The sequence below is a fragment of the Micromonospora sp. DT4 genome, from assembly GCF_049841675.1.
Lineage (GTDB): Bacteria > Actinomycetota > Actinomycetes > Mycobacteriales > Micromonosporaceae > Micromonospora.
The window spans coordinates 1-16409 of the sequence record NZ_JBNCKT010000026.1 but is presented as its reverse complement, the minus strand read 5'-3'; the positions used below and the strand labels follow the sequence as shown (position 1 = coordinate 16409).

Below are 16409 nucleotides of genomic sequence, written 5' to 3'. Positions count from 1 at the left end.
GACGGAACGGCGATCGCCACCGGGGTGATGGACCCCGAGCTGCGATCCGCCATCGGCCGGATCGCCCGGGTTCCGCAGCTCCTGATCGCCTGCGACTACGACGGCACACTCGCGCCGATCGTGGAGGACCCCAGCACCGCCGTACCGCTGCCGGAGTCGGTGGCCGCGATCCGCGCGCTCGCCGCCCTGCCGCAGACGAGCGTGGCCGTGGTCTCCGGCCGCGCTCTGCGGGACCTGGCCGCGCTCTCCCGGCTGCCCAGCGAGGTGCACCTCGTCGGCAGCCACGGCTCCGAGTTCGACATCGGCTTCGTCGAGCGCCTCTCCCCCGAGCTGGTCGCCGTACGCACCCAGGTGCGCAACGCGCTGCGCGAGATCGCCGCCGAGCACCCGGGCATCCGGCTCGAACGCAAGCCGGCCAGCGTCGCGGTGCACACCCGTGGCGTCGACCCCCAGGTCGCCGCCGCGGCCATCGAGGCCGTCCGTAACGGCCCGGCCACCTTCGACGGCGTCACGGTGACGCAGGGCAAGGAGGTCATCGAGCTGTCCGTGGTGGCCACCCACAAGGGCACGGCCGTCGACCAGCTACGGACTCAGCTCTCGGCCAGCGCGGTGCTCTTCATCGGCGACGACGTCACCGATGAGAACGCCTTCGGCAACCTGCACGGGCCGGACCTGGGCATCAAGATCGGCCTAGGTGAGACCAAGGCCGGCTTCCGGGTGGCCGAGCCCATCGAGGCCGCCCGCGCGCTCGGGCTGCTGCTGGAGACCCGCCGGCACTGGCTGTTCGGCGAGCGGGCGGTGCCGATCGAGCGGCACTCCATGCTGGCCAACGGTCGTACCGTCGCGCTGCTCACCCCCGAGGCGAAGGTCAGCTGGCTCTGCCACCCCAAGCCGGACTCGGCGGCGATCTTCGCCGACCTGGTCGGCGGCAGCCCGGCCGGTCACTTCAGCATCAACCCGGAGCGTGGGGGCATTCCGCTGGGCCAGCGCTACCGCTCCGGCACCATGACCGTCGAAACCCGGTGGTCCGGGCTCACCGTCACGGACTGGCTGGACAAGCCGGCACGCGAGACGACGCCGGACGGCCCGGCGGTGGTGACCGGCGACTCGACCCTGGTCCGGGTACTCAGCGGCAACGGCCGGGTCCGGGTGGAGTTCGCGCCGCGCCCCGAGTTCGGCCAGGTGGCCGTGCAGTTGCAGCCGGTCGGCGACGGCCTGCTGGTGCTCGGCTCGAACGAACCGGTCGCCCTCTACTCCCCCGGGGTGGAGTGGCAGGTCAACAACGACGGTGGGTACGAGACCGCCAAGGCGGTCGTCGACCTCTCCGCCGCGGGTGGGCAGGTCGTGTTGGAGCTGCGCTTCGGCACGCACAGCCTGGAGCACCACCGGGTGCCGATCCACGAGCGGCAGGCCGCGGCCGAGCAGCCGTGGAAGGACTGGGTGGCCTCGCTGCGGCTGCCGTCCACCTCGCGTGACCTGGTCGCGCGCAGCGCCCTCACCCTGCGCGGGCTCTGCCACGAGACCACCGGCTCGATCCTCGCCGCGGCCACCACCTCCCTGCCGGAGGAGCTGGGCGGCGTCCGCAACTGGGACTACCGCTACTGCTGGCTGCGCGACGCGGCGCTGACCGCCCGCTCGCTCGTCGACCTCGGCTCCATCGAGGAGGCCGAGGCGTTCCTGCGCTGGGTGGACGGCTGCATCGAACGCACCGGTGGCCACCCGGAGCGGCTGCACCCGCTCTACACCATCGACGGGTACGAGCTGGGCGCCGAGGCGGTCATCGACACGCTGCCCGGGTACGCCGGCTCCCGGCCGGTCCGGGTCGGCAACCTGGCCAACCACCAGCTCCAGCTCGACGTGTTCGGCCCCATCGCGGATCTGATCGCGGCGGTCGCCGACGCGCGCGGCTCGGTCCGCGACGACGAGTGGCGGGTCCTGGAGAACATGGTCGAGGCGGTCCGCCGCCGTTGGCACGAGCCCGACCACGGCATCTGGGAGGCGCGGCTGCCACCCCGGCACCACGTCTTCTCCAAGGTGATGTGCTGGATGACCGTCGACCGGGCGCTGCACGTGATGCGTCAGCACGGCGGCGAGGACCGGGCCGATTGGAAGGACCTGCGCGACCGGATCGGCGCCAACGTGCTGGAGCACGGCTGGCACGACGACGTCGAGGCGTACAGCGTCGCGTACGGGGACGAGGACATGGACGCCTCGTCGCTCTGGATCGGCCTCTCCGGCCTGCTCCCGGGTGACGACCCGCGCTTCCTGTCCACGGTCCTGAAGATCGAGGCTGATCTGCGCAGCGGCCCGGTCGTCTACCGGTACCACTGGGACGACGGCCTGCCGGGCCGCGAGGGCGGTTTCCACATCTGCACGGCGTGGCTGATCGAGGCGTACCTGCGCACCGGTCGCCGCACCGACGCCGAGGAGCTGTTCGCGCAGATGGTGCTCACGGCCGGCCCGACCGGGCTGCTCCCCGAGCAGTACGACCCGCTCGCCGAGCGCGGCCTGGGCAACCACCCGCAGGCGTACAGCCACCTCGGGCTGATCCGCTGTGCCCTGCTGCTGGACAACATGCTCAAGCAGTAGGCCGACTCGCACGACGATCGGGGCCGGAGGCGCTTACTACTCCGGCCCCGATCCCGTAGTCCCGTAGTCCCGTAGTCCGGCCCCAGGTCGCTCAGCGTGAGATCGGCCGGGTGCCAAGGGTGCTGTGGTTGTCCTTTGCTCTGCTTCAACCCGGGAAACACCCGCCGTCCGATACTCGGACACGTGGTGTTGCCTCCGTTGAAGCAGAGCAAAGGACCGACGCGCAGTCATCGGGTGCCCGCCCCGGGCCGGTGCGAGGATTCCCGAGCGATCTTGCCCATCGCGGCGCACCGCGACCCAGCGGCGCACCGCGACCCAGCGCCGCACCGCGACCCAGCGCCGCACCGCGACCCAGCGCCGCACCGCGACCTAGCGCCGCACCACCGCAGCCCGGGATGTCGTCACTCGTCGAGCGCGCCCACCACGTCACCCAGAACGACCACGGCGGGCGGGCGCAGGGCGGCGGCGAGCACCTCCGCGGCCACCGCGCCGAGCGTGGACCGCAGCGTCCGTTGGGCGCCTGTGGTGCCCTCCTGGACGACCGCGGCCGGCGTCTGCGGCGACCGGCCGTGTGCGATCAGCGTCTCGGCGATGGCGGCGAGGTTCTTCAGCCCCATCAGGATCACCAGGGTGCCGCGCAGGCCCGCCAGGGCGTCCCAGCGCACCAGCGACGCCGGCGAGTCGGGTGCCAGGTGCCCGGAGACCACGGTGAACTCGTGCGCCACGCCCCGGTGGGTGACCGGGATGCCGGCGGCGGCCGGCGCGGCAATCGAGCTGGTCACCCCGGGGACGACGGTCACCGGCACACCGGCTGCGGCGCAGGCCAGCAGCTCCTCGCCGCCCCGACCGAAGACGTACGGGTCGCCGCCCTTGAGCCGCACGACGCGAGCGCCGGCCAGCGCACGGTCGACCAGGATCTGGTTGATCTCCTCCTGGGCCCGGGACGGGCCGTAGGGAATCTTCGAAGCGTCTACCAGCTCGACGTCGGGGCGTAGCTCGTCCAGGAGCAGTCCGGGCACCAGCCGGTCGGCGACCACGACGTCCGCCTCGGTGAGCAGCCGCCAACCCCGCACGGTGATCAGCTCCGGGTCGCCCGGCCCCGCCCCGACGAGAGCCACCCGCCCGCCGGTCGCACCTGCCGCGCTTGTCGTGTCGGTTGCGGCGTCAGCCCGGCTCTGCGGCGGGGCACTCTCGGCAGAAGCCGGGCGCGCAGCGAGCAGGTCACGGATGGCGTCGCGGACGCTCATCGCCCGGCGGGGGTCGCCGCCGCCGAGCACCGCCACGGTGACCGGGCCCTGCCGGGTCACCGCCGGCGTCCAGGCGGTGGCGGCCGCCCGGTCGTCGGCCCGGACGCAGAAGATCCGCCGCTCGGCGGCGACGGCGCTCACCGAGGCCGCCGCGATCGGGTCGTCGATCGCGACCTGGACCAGCCACGCACCGTCCAGGTCCTCGGGCACGAACCGGCGCGGCACCCAGTGCAGCCGACCCGCGTCGACCCGGGCGCGCAACGCCGGGGTCAGCTCCGGTGCCACCAGCAGGACGTCCGCACCGGCGTCCAGCAGCGCGGGCACGCGCCGGGTGGCGACCGCGCCGCCGCCCACCACGACCACCCGCCGCCCGTCGAGCCGCAGACCGAGGGGGTACGGGCTGGCGCTCACCCGGCACCACCGGGCCGCTCGCTGGGCGCGGTCACTTCTCGGCCACGCCGGCGGAGTCGAAGGTGGCCACCTCGTGCAGTACCCGGACGGCGCCGGTGACCACCGGCAGCGCCAGCAGGGCGCCGGTGCCCTCGCCGAGGCGCAGCCCCAGGTCGATCAGCGGGTCGAGGCCGAGGTGTCGCAGCGCCACCGTCGCGCCCGGCTCGGCCGAGCGGTGCCCGGCGACCATGGCGGCGACCGCGTCCGGCGCGAACGCGGCGGCGGCGAGCGCGGCGGACACGGCGATCACGCCGTCCAGCAGGACCGGCGTACGGCGGGCAGCCGCAGCGAGGATCAGTCCGGCCAGCGCGGCGTGCTCCAGGCCACCGACGGCCGCCAGCACGCCCAGCGGGTCGGCCGGGTCGGGCGTGTGCCGGGCGAGCGCGGCCCGCACCACGGCCACCTTGCGGGCGTACGTCGGGTCGTCCACCCCGGTGCCCCGGCCGGTGCTGTCGAGCGGGTCGACGCCGGTGAACGCGGCGATCAGCGCCGCCGCCGGAGTGGTGTTGCCGATGCCCATGTCCCCGGTGAGCAGGATGCCGGCCCCGGCGTCAATCAGCTCGTCGGCGATCCGGATGCCGGTCTGCACCGCCGCCAGCGCCTCGTCCCGGGTGAGGGCTGCGGTCACCGCGAGGTCCCGGGTGCCCCGGCGCACGGAGGCGGTGACCAGTCGGGGCGCGGACGGGTCGACCGGGGCGGCGGGCTCGGAAACGGGCAGTGGGTTGGCCACACCGACGTCGACCACGGTGACCGACGCGCCGGCCTGCCGGGCGAACGCGTTGACGACCGCGCCGCCGGCCAGGAAGTTGCCGATCATCTGCGCGGTGACCTCCTGCGGCCAGGGGGTGACCCCCTGGGCGTGCACCCCGTGGTCGCCCGCGAAGATCGCCACGGCGGCGGGCTCGGGCACCGGCGGCGGGCAGACCCCTGCCAGCCCGGCGAGGCGTACCGACAGCTCCTCCAGCAGGCCCAGCGAGCCCGCCGGCTTCGTCAGTCGGCCGTGCAGCTCGCGGGCGGCGGCCATCGCCGCCTCGTCCGGTGGCCGGATCGCCGACGTCGTGGTCTCCAGCATCATGCCTCCATGATCTCGCGTAACACCGCGATGAACGCGTCGGTGGTGTTTCGGTCGCGTACCGCCACCCGCAGCCAGTCCGGGCCGAGCCCGGGGAAGGTGTCGCCCCGGCGGACGGCCCAGCCCCGGTCGCGCAGGGCTTGCCGGACCCGGGTCGCGTCGGGCAGGCGCAGCAGGACGAACGCGCTGGCGGGGCGGCCCGCGACGCGTACACCGGGCAGTTCGGCCAGGCGGGCGACCAGGTGGTCGCGGTCGGCGGCGAGGTCGGCGGCGATAGCGCGTTCGGCCTCGACCGCGACGGGGGTGGCGCAGGCCGCGGCGGCGGCCAGCGCGGGCGTGGAGACGGCCCAGAGCGGCTGGACGGCGGCCAGTCGGGACAGCAGGGCCTCATCGCCGAGCAGGTAGCCGATCCGCAGGCCGGCCAGGCCCCAGGTCTTGGTGAGGCTGCGCAGGACGAGGAGGCCGGGCAGGTCCCGCCGTTCGGCGAGCGACTCCGGTTCGCCGGTGTACGCGCCGCCCGTGGTGTCGGCGAACGCCTCGTCGACCACCAGCACCCGGCCGGGACGGGCGAGCGCGGCGATGGTCCGTGCGGGGTGCAGCACCGACGTGGGATTCGTCGGGTTGCCGATCATCACCAGGTCCGCGTCGGCGGGCACCAGGGACTCGTCGAGGCGGAAGCCGTCGGCCGGGTTCAGCAGGACCCGCTCGACCGTGTGCCCGGCGGCCCGCAACGCCGCCTCCGGCTCGGTGAACTGCGGGTGCACCACCACGGGCCGGTGGATGCCGCGCAGCGCCTGGGCGATGAGCACGAAGCCCTCGGCGGCGCCCGCGGTGAGCAGTACCTCGTCCGGGTGACGCCGGTGCCGGGCGGCGACGGCGGCGCGGGCCTGCGTCGGGTCCGGGTAGCGGGCCAGGTCGGTGAGGGTGGCGGCGATCGGATCGGCCAGCCACGCCGGCAGCGGCGCCCGGCGGACGTTGACGGCGAGGTCGATCAACCCCGCGCCGACCTCGGCGTCGCCGTGGTGCGTCAGGTCCGGCTCGGCACCGGCGAGCGGCGGCACCCCGCACGGCTGATCACGCATGTCCGCGATCCTGCCGGGAAGGCGGCCGGCGGGACAGTCGATGTCGGCGTAAGCCATGTCACCACCTCGCGGGTTTATGAGTTCTTCTCATGTACGAATCGGAAATGTCATAACTTGGCGACGTGAGCAACCGACCCCTTGCTGCCGCTGGTCGACTCGTTCCTCTCCTGCGCGCCGGGCTCATCGCCGGCATCGTGATCGCCACCGCCGCCTACCCGCTGGTCGCCCTCACCGGGCTCGGCGCGAAGGCCACCGCGCACGCCACGGAGCAGAAGACCAGGCTGCTGACCAGAGCCCTGCCCGCCGAGACCTCCTACCTGTACGCCCCGGACGGCAAGACCGTGCTGACCATGTTCTACGAGGAGTACCGGCAGTACACGAAGCTGTCGGACATGTCGCCGAACATCCAGCAGGCGATCGTCGCCGCCGAGGATTCCCGCTTCTACCAGCACCACGGCGTCGACCCGAAGGGCGTGGCCCGCGCCTTCGTGGCCAACGCCCACTCCAGCGGCGTCTCCCAGGGCGCGTCGACGCTGACCATGCAGTACGTCCGGATGGCCCTACGGGACAGCGCCACCACCCCGAAGGAGGTCCAGGAGGCCACCCAGCAGACCAGCCTGCGCAAGGTCAAGGAGATGCGTATGGCGCTGGACCTGGAGAAGGAGATGAGCAAGGAAGACATCATGGAGCGCTACCTGAACTCGGCGTACTTCGGCCACCGGGCGTACGGCATCTACGCGGCCAGTGAAATCTTCTTCTCCAAGACCCCGAAGGACCTCACCCCGGTCGAGGCCGCCACCCTCGCCGGGCTGGTCAAGTCCCCCTCCGAGTACGACCCGGCGGACTCCGACCAGAAGGAGGCCACCGGGCGGCGTAACTACGTGCTGGACCGGATGAGCCAGCTCGGCTACCTCTCCCCCGACTCGGCCGCCGCCGCCAAGACCGAGCCGATCCGGCTGAAGCTGACCACGCCGCCGAGCGACTGCGCCTCGATCGTCGAGAAGTACCAGAGCTGGGGGTTCGCCTGCGACTACCTGAAGAACTGGTGGAGCGCGCAACCGGCGTTCGGCAGCAACCGGCTGGAGCGGATGGACAAGCTGCGCCGGGGCGGTTACCGGATCGTGCTCAGCATCGACCCCAAGGTCCAGGAGGCGGCCGAGAAGAACGTCGGGGCCAAGGAGGGCACCGGCAGCCCGTTCGCCAACGGCATCGTGGTCTCCGAGCCGGGAACCGGACGGGTCAAGGCGATGGCGGTCAACCGGAACTACTCCCTGGACCTGGCCGACAACCCACCCAGCTCCAACCCCGAGGCCGGTCCGAAGGTGAAGGCCAACTACCCGAACACGGTGGCGCCGCTGCTCGGCGGCGGCGACCTGCCCGGCTACCAGGCCGGATCGACGTTCAAGATGTTCCCGATGCTGGCCGCCCTGGACTCCGGGATGACGCTGTCCACCTCGTTCAACGCCCCGTACCGCTACAAGTCGTCCGTCTACGACGGCTGGGCGCCGTCGAACGCCAGCGCCGCGATGACCGGCCAGCAGACCATGTGGTCCGGCTTCGGCAAGTCCGTCAACACGTACTTCGTGTGGCTGGAGGAGAAGGTGGGCGCGGAGAGGGCGGTCCGGCTGGCCGAGCAGCTCGGGCTGCGCTGGCGTACCGACGTCGACCGGGAGCAGGCATCCCCGGGCAAGGCCAAGAAGTGGGGCGCGTTCACCCTGGGCGTCTCCGACGCCACCCCGCTGGAGATGGCGAACGCGTACGCGGCAATCGCGGCGGACGGCCGCTACTGCGAGGCGATACCCGTCCAGGCGATCATGAACCGGGACGGCACGCCGGCCGCGTACACCACGCCCGGCGGCATCCAGCGTGAGGTGGCGAAGCCACGCTGCCGCCAGGTGGTGAGCGCCGACGCCGCCCGCGCGGCCACCGACGCCGCCCGCTGCCCGACCGGCGACACCCCGGCACGCGGGGGCTGCGGCGGCTGGTCGACAGCCGACAGCGTCCGGGGTACGGTCGGCCGCCCGGTCGCCGGCAAGACGGGTACCACCGACAGCACCCGGTCGGCCTGGTTCGTCGGGTACACACCGGAACTGGCCGCGGCGAGCTTCATCTCCGACCCGGACAACCCGTTCAACGCGGTCGGCGACGGGCAGTCCCAGATCCCGATCGCGGCGGTGGCACAGACACTGCGCGACGGCCTGAAGGGGACGCCGACCCGCCAGTTCACGCCACCGTCGGACGCCATCGTCGGGTGACGGCGGGGATCAGCGCAGGTCCGCCTGGTGGTCCTCCCGGCGGATCACCGCGTAGTGGTCGCCCTCGCCGCTGTCGCGTCGTTGCCGGGCCAGGTCCGTGCACCAGGCGTGCCCGTCGATCGGGCCGGAGTCGTCGGGCAGCGGCAGCCAGCGCCGGGTCAGCTTGTCGGCGAAGATCTCGCCGGCCGCCGAGGCGTCGGCCGCGGTGAGCCGGCGCACCTCCGTACGCGGGGTGGAGACCGTCAACGCCGGAAACCGGCGGACCGCCACCTGACCGATCACGCGGGCACCACCGGCGGTGACACCGCCTCGGCTGCCGGTTCGCCTACCGCCGCGGCCACCACCCGGGCGGCGGTCGCCGGGTGCCCGGCCCAGTGCGGGGTGAGCTGCGAGGCGTGCACGTTGCGCCAGACGAAGCCCTCCGGCGTGCCGCCGTCCCAGCTCCACGCCGGCCGCTGACCGGCGCGCGGGGTGAGCACCGCCCGGTGCTCCTTGTGCCCGACGACGACCGTGCCGTTCGCGGCGACCACGCTGTCGGTCTGGGCGGTCGCCTCCCGGTAGCCCACCACGAGACCGTCGCGGCTCGCGCCGACCGCGTCCAGCACACCGCACATCGGCAGTCCGTCCAGCTCCCGTGCCAGCCACAGCAGGCCGGCGCCCTCCGCGACCACCGGCCGGCCGGTGCGGGCCAACTCGGCCACCGCGATGCAGAGCCGGCGGTTGGCCGACAGCTGCTCGGCGTACGTCTCCGGCAGCGCGCCACCGACGACCAGCGCACGGGTGCCGACGGGCAGCACCTCGTCGCGCAGCGGATCGACGATGACCACCTCGGCGCCGGCCGCCGACAGCAGCTCGGCGGTCTCCGGGTGGCTGAAGCTGCCACCCGGCCCACCCGCCACCGCGACCAGCGGACGCTGCGCCGGCACGACCAGCTCGCCGAGCGCGTCCCGCGCCGACCAGGCCACCGCCGGCAGCGGCGGAGCGGAACGGGCCAGCCCGAGCAGGCGCTCCAGGTCGACCGTGGCGGCGACGGCCTCGCCGAGCCGGCGCACGGCACGGATTGCGTCGGCCGAGGAGTCGACCACCGGCGCCACCCCGTGCCGGCGGGACGGCAGCACGGCCGGCAGGTCCTGGCGGCGCAGCGCGCCGTAGACGGGCACGCCCACGTCCTCCAGCGCCTCGCGCAGCATTCCCTCGTGCCGTGACGACGCCACCCGGTTGAGGATCACCCCGCCCAGCCACAACTGCTCGTCGTACGAGCGGAAACCGTGTACCAGGGCGGCCACCGACTGGCCCATCGCGGCCACGTCGACCACCAGCACCACCGGGCTACGCAGCGCGGCGGCCGCGGCGGCCGTGGACTCCTGCTCGGGGCGGCCACCGACCGAGTCGTACAGGCCCATGCTGCCCTGCACGACGGCGAGCCCGGCGCCCGCGGCGCCGTGCGCGACCAGCGGGGCGAGCCGGTCGACGCCGACCAGCCGGGGATCGATCACCCGGCCGGGCCGGCCGGCGGCGAGACCGAGGTACGCGGCGTCGACGTGGTCCGGGCCGAGCTTGAACCCGGCGACGTCGACACCCCGCTCGGCCAGGGCGGCGAGCAGCCCGATCGCCAGCGCGTTCTTTCCGTGCCCGGAGGACGGCGCGCTGAGCACCAGGCGCGGCACGACGGTCATCATCGACTCCTCGCGGGCGGCGGCGGGTACGCGACGGACAACCGAGGGGGTCGATCCGTCGGCGTGACGATACCCGGCCGATCCGACGGGCGAGCACCGCCAACCGGGGGTCGGCGGACCGTCCCGGCCCGGTCGCGGTGAGTGGTCCCGGTCATACGGGTAGCCTCGGTGCCGTGTACCGGTTCCTGCTGAGCCCACGCTGGTTGGGCGCCCTCGCGCTGACCCTGGTCGCCGCCGCCGTGATGGTGTGGCTCGGCAACTGGCAGCTGGACCGCTACCGAGGTCGTACCGAGATCAACGAGCGGATCGACGCGGGCGAGCGGATGCCCCCGGCGCCCCTGGCCGACGCGTTCCGCCCGCCGACCGGCGGCCCCGGCACGGCCGGTCCGGCCCCCGCCAGGGACAGGGTCTGGACCCGGATCACCGCCACCGGCCGGTACGACACGTCGAACACCGTGCTGGTCCGTGGCCGGACGGTCGACAGCCGGGTCGGCTTCGAGGTGCTCACCCCCCTCGTCCTCGCCGACGGCACCGCGCTGCTGGTGGACCGGGGCTGGGTCCCGCCCGCTCCGGGCGGCGCGACCGCCCAGCCGTCGGTGCCCACCCCGCCGGGCGGCGACGTCACGGTCAACGGTCGGGTGCACGAGACCGAGAGCGGCGCCGGCGCGGTGGACCGCCGCGACGGGCGGCTGGAGACGCGGCGGATCGCCGTACCGCGTCTGGCCCGCGAACTGCCGTATCCGGTCTACGGCGGCTATCTGCTGCTGGACGAGCAGACCCCGGCCGCCGACCCGGTGTTCAAGGCCGTTCCGGTGGGGCACACCAACAATTGGCAGAACTTCGGCTACGTCGTGCAGTGGTGGCTCTTCGCCGCGATGGCGATCTTCGGCTACGGCTGGGTGGCCCGCCGTGAGGCACGCCGGGCCGCCGGCCTCGATGGCACGCCGGCCCCGCTGGACCGGGCGGCCGACCCGACGCCGAGCGCGTCCGCCTGACCCGTCTTACGTGCCGCCGGTGTCAGCCGGTGGCACGGCCCGCGTGGATAGCGCGGACGGCGTCGATGGTGTCCGCTTCGGCGGCGGACTTGTCCTCCCGGTAGCGCACCACGCGGGCGAACCGCAGCGCCATCCCACCCGGGTAGCGGGTGCTCGTCTGCACGCCGTCGAACGCGATCTCCACGACCTGCTCGGGGCGGACCCGGACCACCCAGTCGCCGCGCTCGACGGCGAGGCCGAGGAACCGCTCGGTCTGCCAGCGCAGCAGCTCGTCGGTGAGCCCCTTGAACGTCTTGCCGAGCATGACGAAATCGCCGGTGCGCGGATCACGGGCACCGAGGTGCAGGTTGGAGAGCCAGCCCTTGCGCCGGCCGCTGCCCCACTCGACGGCGAGCACCACCAGGTCGAGGGTGTGTCGCGGTTTGACCTTGACCCAGGCCGCGCCTCGGCGGCCGGCGTCGTAGGGTGCGTCCGGCGCCTTGACCACCACGCCCTCCTGACCGGCGTCGAGGGCGGCGGCGAACGCCGCGCCGGCCTGCTCCGGACCGTCGACCTCCATCCGCCCGACCAGCAGCGAGGCGTCCACCGCGCCGGCGAGCGCGGCCCACCGCTCCCGGCCGGGCAGGTCGATCAGATCCTCACCGTCGAGGTGCAGCAGGTCGAAGAAGTACGGCGTGAGCACTGTCGTACCGGTGCTGGCGGCGGCCGCGAGCACCGCCGGAGCGACGGGAGTACGGCCGGTGGTGCTCGGTGTGGTGCGCCGGGCGGCCCGGCTGGAGGTCTGCTGGAACGGCAGCGGGCGACCCGTCTCGTCCAGGCCGATCGCCTCGCCGTCGAGCACCAACTCCCGGCCGGGCAGGGCGCGTACCGCCGCGACGACCTCGGGCACCCTGCTGGTGATCTCGTCGAGGCTACGGGTGAACACGGCGATGTCGGCGCCGGAGCGGTGCACCTGGATGCGGATGCCGTCGAGCTTCACGTCGACCACGGCGGGCGTCCCGGTCGCGGCCAGCGCCTCGTCGACCGAGGGGGCGCTCTGCGCGAGCATCGGCGCCAGCGGCCGGCCGACCCGCAGGCCGAACCCGGCCAGCTCGGCCTCGCCCCCGGCCAACGCGGCCACCGCCACGGCCCGCAGGTCACCGGCGAGCAGCAGAGCCCGACGGACGGTGGCGACCGGCACCTCGGCGGCCCGGGCCACGGCGTCGGCGAGCAGCCCGGCCTGGGCGCCCTGGCGCAACTCCCCGCCGAACAGACCGGTGAGCAGCCGTTGCTCGTCGGCGGTGGCCGCCGCGTAGAGCGCGCCGAGCAGAGCGCGACGGCGGGCCTGCGAGCCCGAGCCGTGCACCGCGGCGATCTGCGCGATGGCCGCGTCGACGGCGGCCACGGTCAGCGTCGGCTCGGCGGCCGGCGGTGGCAGGTCACGCAGGCTCGCGTAGCCCACGCCGGTCTGGCGTTGCCGCAGCTCACCGGCGAGATAGCCGGCGCCGGGCTCCACCTCGGTCGGGTCGAGCCGGCGCAGCGCGTCGGCGAGCAGCTCCACCTTGGCCCGCCGGCCACTGGTGGCGCCCACGGCGGCGGAGGTGGCCGCCAGGTCGATGAACCGCACGACGCTCATCCTGCCAGCCACCTCCGACACCGCCCGGGCATTGCCGTGCCCGGGCGGTGTCGGCGCGGCGCCGCAGCCCACGAGGGGCGACGGGGGATCAGGCGGAGACGGGCTCCTCGATGCGCAACCCTCGGGCGCGGACCTCGCCCGCGACCCGGGAAAGCACCGAGTCGAGGGCGACCAGGGCGGCGGAGAGCTCACCGAGCTGCTCGTTGAGCGTGTCCTCGGACCACGCGGAGACGTCGACGTCCCCCAGTGCGCTGACGGCGGCCCCCAACCGGGCCATCACCTCGTTCGTACTCATGTTCGAAAGGCTATACCAACCCGTCCGGCGACACGCCGCAAACTCCCAGATCCGACGCAAAGTTGCCGTTACGACACCTAACTGCCCGCCGCAGCCACCTTGCCCGCCGCGGCCACCTTGCCCAGCAGCAGCGCCTCGGCGAGGCAGACCTTGGCGAACTCCCCGAGGTGCAGGCTCTCGTTCGGGCCGTGCGCGCGGGCGTGCGGGTCCTCCACGCCGGTCACCAGGATCGCCGCCCGCGGGAACATCTCCTGGAACGTGGCGATGAACGGGATCGAACCGCCGACACCGATGTCCACCGGGTCGGTGCCGTCCCAGGCGACACGGAACGCCGAGCGGGCGGCGTCGAACATCGGCCCGGACGCGTCGATCACGCACGGGTCGCCGTCGTGCTCGAAGGTGACCGTCACCTGGGCGCCCCACGGCGCGTGCTTCTCCAGGTGGGCGCGCACCGCCGCGTACGCCCGCTTCGGGTCGTCGCCCGGGGCGAGACGGATGCTGAGCTTCGCCTTCGCCGCCGGGACCAGGGCGTTCGGAGCCTCGCCGGTGGCCGGCGCATCGATGCCGAGCACCGCCAGGGCGGGCTTGGTCCAGAGCCGGTCGGTGAGGCGGCCGGTGCCGATGAACTGCACACCCTCGGCCAGCCCGGCCTCGGCGCGCATCCGGTCCTCGGGGTAGTCGACCGTGGCGCCCACCCGGCCGACCAACCCGTCCACCGCCACGTCACCGGCGTCGTCGTGCAGCGTCGCCAGCAGCCGGACCAGCGCGGTCAGCGCGTCCGGGACGGCGCCGCCGAACATGCCGCTGTGCACCGCGTGGTCCAACGTGCGCACCTCGACGAAACAGTTGACGATGCCGCGCAGCGAGGTGGTCAACGCCGGTACGCCGATGTCCCAGTTGCCGGAGTCGGCGATCACGATGACGTCCGAGGCGATCTCGTCGCGGTGCTCGGCGAGCAGCCGCTCCAACGAGTCGGAGCCGTACTCCTCCTCGCCCTCGATGAACAGCACCACGCCGACCGGCAGCGCGTCCCCGTACGCCCGCAGGGCCGCGACGTGCGCCATGACGCCGGCCTTGTCGTCGGCCGCGCCCCGGGCGTACAGGCGGCCGTCGCGCTCCACCGGCTCGAACGGGTCGGACTCCCACAGCGACCGGTCACCGATCGGCTGCACGTCGTGGTGGGCGTAGAGCAGCACGGTGGGTGCGCCGGGCGGGGCAGCGCGACGGCCGATCACCGCGGGCTGCCCGCCGGAACGCACGATGTCGACGTCCAGGCCGCAGCCGCGCAGCAGCTCGGCGACCGCCTCGGCGGAACGCTCGACGTGCGAGTGGTCGAAGCCGTCGAAGGCGATGCCGGGGATGCGGACGAGGCGTTCCAGGTCGGCCCGCACGCCGGGCATCTCCCGCTCGACGGCAGCCCGTACCTCGGACTCGGACATGATCGGTGAGGTCATGACCGGCATCGTATGCCGGCCTTACCCAGACGTGCCGGCGGAGCCCGTTGCCGCTCAGCGGACCCGCACGAGGTAGCGGGCTGTGTCGAGGGGCAGCACCGGCGCGCCGTCGACCAGCAGGTCGGCGTGCGCGGCGGTGTCGTCCGCGGCGAAGTGCGCCCGCTCCCCGGCGTGCCAGCGGCGCAGCTCCGGCATGATCTCCGGCCCGTCCCGCTCGACGGCACGGGCCAGCCGCAGCGGCGCTGGCGCGGTCACGAAGACGGCGAGCGTCAGCTCCGGCCGGACGACGGCACGCGCGGCGCTGACCCCCTCCACGATCAACACCGGCGTCACCGGCACCGGCACCGGGCGGGGCAGGAAGCACCGCCGCACCCAGCTGTACCGCCGGTACGCGCCCGGCTCCCCCCGGCGCAGCCGGGCCAGCACCTCGTCGTCGAGCCGGGGCCAGAAGGTGAGCTGGTCGTCCCAGCCGTCGAGCAGATCGTCGGTGTGCACCACCGGCGGCCGCCCGCCGGGCAGCGCCGCCAGGGCGTCCGCGAGGTGCGCCGCGAACCGGCTCTTGCCCGCGCCGCTCGGCCCGTCGACCGCGACCAGCCGGGTCCGCCCCAACCGCGCCGGGCCCGCGAGCACCCGGCGCGCCACCTCGGCGTACGCCTCGACGACCGCCACCGGTGCCACCTGCGCGACGGCACGCCCGGTCGGCCCGCCGGCGTCGATATTCTCGTCCCCGCCCCCACGCGTGCCGGTGCCGCGCCGCTGCGGGCCCCTGCGGTCGAGCGGTCCCCTGCCGACGAGTTCGTGCACGAGCGCAGTATGCCCCCGGCCGAGGCCCAAGGGACCGCCCAGGCCGGGCGGGCCGGGCGGGCCGGGCGGGTCGGGCGGGTCGGGCGGGCGGGTCGGGCGGGCCGGGCGGGCCGGGCGCCCAGGCCAGGCGGGCGGGCCGGCCGGGCCGCGCGGGCCCCGGCCGGGGTGGGCGAGCGACTTGGGTTCACGGATGTCGGGGTGTCTTTTCGGCCGGGACACCCCGGCCTCACGGAAACCTAGTCGATCACGCTGTTCTCGGCGGTGTGACACGTCCGGCTGAGCCTTCTGGGACGGCCATTCTCACGTCCGGGGGAATTGGGGTGGCGACGGGTGACGGGCGGCCCGTTCGCCGCGCGGGCCGGTGACCGAGTCGGCATGATCGGGTGGTGCTCCGAGACGTGATGAGCCCCGGCATCGACGCCCTGCTCGAACAGGCCCGCGCCGGGCTGCACCGACTGACTCCACAGCAGACCGTCGAGGCGGTCCGTGGTGGCGCTCTGCTTGTCGACACCCGTACCGACACGCAGCGCCGCGAACAGGGTGACCTTCCCGGGGCGGTCGTCATCGACCGTACGGTGTTGGAGTGGCGGCTCGACCCGGCCAGCGCCTGGCGCATCCCGGAGGCCACCGCATACGACCGGGAGATCATCGTGGTGTGCCGCCAGGGCTACAGCTCCAGCCTGGCAGCCGCCAGCCTCCAGACCCTCGGCCTGCGCCGAGCCACCGACATGATCGGCGGCGTCGACGCATGGCTGGCCGCCGGCCTGCCCACCACGGATCGCCCCGCCGACATCCGCCTCTGACGCGAAGATTCCCTTCGCGTCAGAGGCGGTTGGTTCGCTTCACGACGCGTTCTCCAGGGTGACGCGGTATCC

The 16409-nt window shown here is 74.0% G+C and carries 13 protein-coding genes; 4 read left to right on the top strand and 9 right to left on the bottom strand.

The annotated features are described in order from the left end of the window. The first annotated feature begins 27 nt into the window (after positions 1-27). Positions 28-2589, top strand: a complete 2562-nt coding sequence (otsB, locus tag ACLQ24_RS10630) for a trehalose-phosphatase (RefSeq protein WP_425890864.1) — start codon at positions 28-30, stop codon at positions 2587-2589. A 401-nt stretch (positions 2590-2990) separates the two neighbouring features. Here otsB and cobA read toward each other — a convergent pair whose 3' ends face one another. Genes cobA through cobC form a run of 3 tightly spaced genes read right to left on the bottom strand, consistent with a single transcriptional unit; the run spans position 2991 to position 6440 of the window. After that, positions 2991-4247 (bottom strand): uroporphyrinogen-III C-methyltransferase, encoded by a 1257-nt coding sequence (cobA, locus tag ACLQ24_RS10625; protein ID WP_425890802.1) that lies wholly within the window; start codon positions 4245-4247, stop codon positions 2991-2993. Between the two features lie 31 nt (positions 4248-4278). After that, a complete protein-coding gene (cobT, locus tag ACLQ24_RS10620) occupies positions 4279-5358 on the bottom strand; it encodes a nicotinate-nucleotide--dimethylbenzimidazole phosphoribosyltransferase (protein ID WP_425890862.1) in 1080 nt (359 codons plus the stop codon). After that, on the bottom strand, positions 5358-6440 hold the full coding sequence (gene cobC / locus ACLQ24_RS10615; RefSeq protein WP_425890860.1) for an Rv2231c family pyridoxal phosphate-dependent protein CobC: 1083 nt from the start codon (positions 6438-6440) through the stop codon (positions 5358-5360). The genes cobT and cobC overlap by 1 nt, the downstream gene beginning before the upstream one ends. A gap of 122 nt (positions 6441-6562) precedes the next feature. Here cobC and ACLQ24_RS10610 point away from each other — a divergent pair, with 122 nt between their 5' ends. Then, complete coding sequence (locus ACLQ24_RS10610; RefSeq protein ID WP_425890800.1) at positions 6563-8695, top strand: transglycosylase domain-containing protein; 2133 nt, start codon at positions 6563-6565, stop codon at positions 8693-8695. 9 nt (positions 8696-8704) lie between these two features. Here the strand turns inward: ACLQ24_RS10610 and ACLQ24_RS10605 are convergent, their stop codons facing one another. Both ACLQ24_RS10605 and ACLQ24_RS10600 read right to left on the bottom strand, forming a co-directional pair. Continuing rightward, a complete protein-coding gene (locus tag ACLQ24_RS10605) occupies positions 8705-8977 on the bottom strand; it encodes a hypothetical protein (protein WP_425890798.1) in 273 nt (90 codons plus the stop codon). Next, entirely contained in the window at positions 8974-10371 is a 1398-nt protein-coding gene (locus ACLQ24_RS10600; RefSeq protein WP_425890797.1) for a cobyrinate a,c-diamide synthase, read from the bottom strand. The genes ACLQ24_RS10605 and ACLQ24_RS10600 overlap by 4 nt, the downstream gene beginning before the upstream one ends. A 173-nt stretch (positions 10372-10544) precedes the next feature. On the opposite strand from ACLQ24_RS10600, the gene ACLQ24_RS10595 reads away from it, so the two are divergent. Then, positions 10545-11366, top strand: a complete 822-nt coding sequence (locus ACLQ24_RS10595; protein WP_425890795.1) for an SURF1 family protein — start codon at positions 10545-10547, stop codon at positions 11364-11366. A 22-nt stretch (positions 11367-11388) separates the two neighbouring features. Here ACLQ24_RS10595 and ACLQ24_RS10590 read toward each other — a convergent pair whose 3' ends face one another. The 4 genes from ACLQ24_RS10590 to ACLQ24_RS10575 all read right to left on the bottom strand — a co-directional run bounded on the left by ACLQ24_RS10590 (position 11389) and on the right by ACLQ24_RS10575 (position 15534). Then, positions 11389-12981, bottom strand: a complete 1593-nt coding sequence (locus ACLQ24_RS10590) for an ATP-dependent DNA ligase (protein ID WP_425890793.1) — start codon at positions 12979-12981, stop codon at positions 11389-11391. An 88-nt stretch (positions 12982-13069) separates the two neighbouring features. After that, entirely contained in the window at positions 13070-13276 is a 207-nt protein-coding gene (locus tag ACLQ24_RS10585; RefSeq protein ID WP_030333429.1) for a hypothetical protein, read from the bottom strand. Positions 13277-13353: 77 nt separating this feature from the next. Further along, entirely contained in the window at positions 13354-14715 is a 1362-nt protein-coding gene (locus ACLQ24_RS10580; RefSeq protein WP_425890858.1) for a dipeptidase, read from the bottom strand. A gap of 69 nt (positions 14716-14784) precedes the next feature. Further along, a complete protein-coding gene (locus tag ACLQ24_RS10575) occupies positions 14785-15534 on the bottom strand; it encodes a uridine kinase family protein (RefSeq protein WP_425890791.1) in 750 nt (249 codons plus the stop codon). 401 nt (positions 15535-15935) lie between these two features. Between ACLQ24_RS10575 and ACLQ24_RS10570 the strand changes: the two genes are divergently transcribed. Continuing rightward, the gene (locus ACLQ24_RS10570; protein WP_355052319.1) at positions 15936-16337 is read left to right on the top strand and encodes a rhodanese-like domain-containing protein; all 402 of its coding nucleotides are present in this window, start codon (positions 15936-15938) and stop codon (positions 16335-16337) included. The last annotated feature ends 72 nt before the right edge of the window (positions 16338-16409 follow it).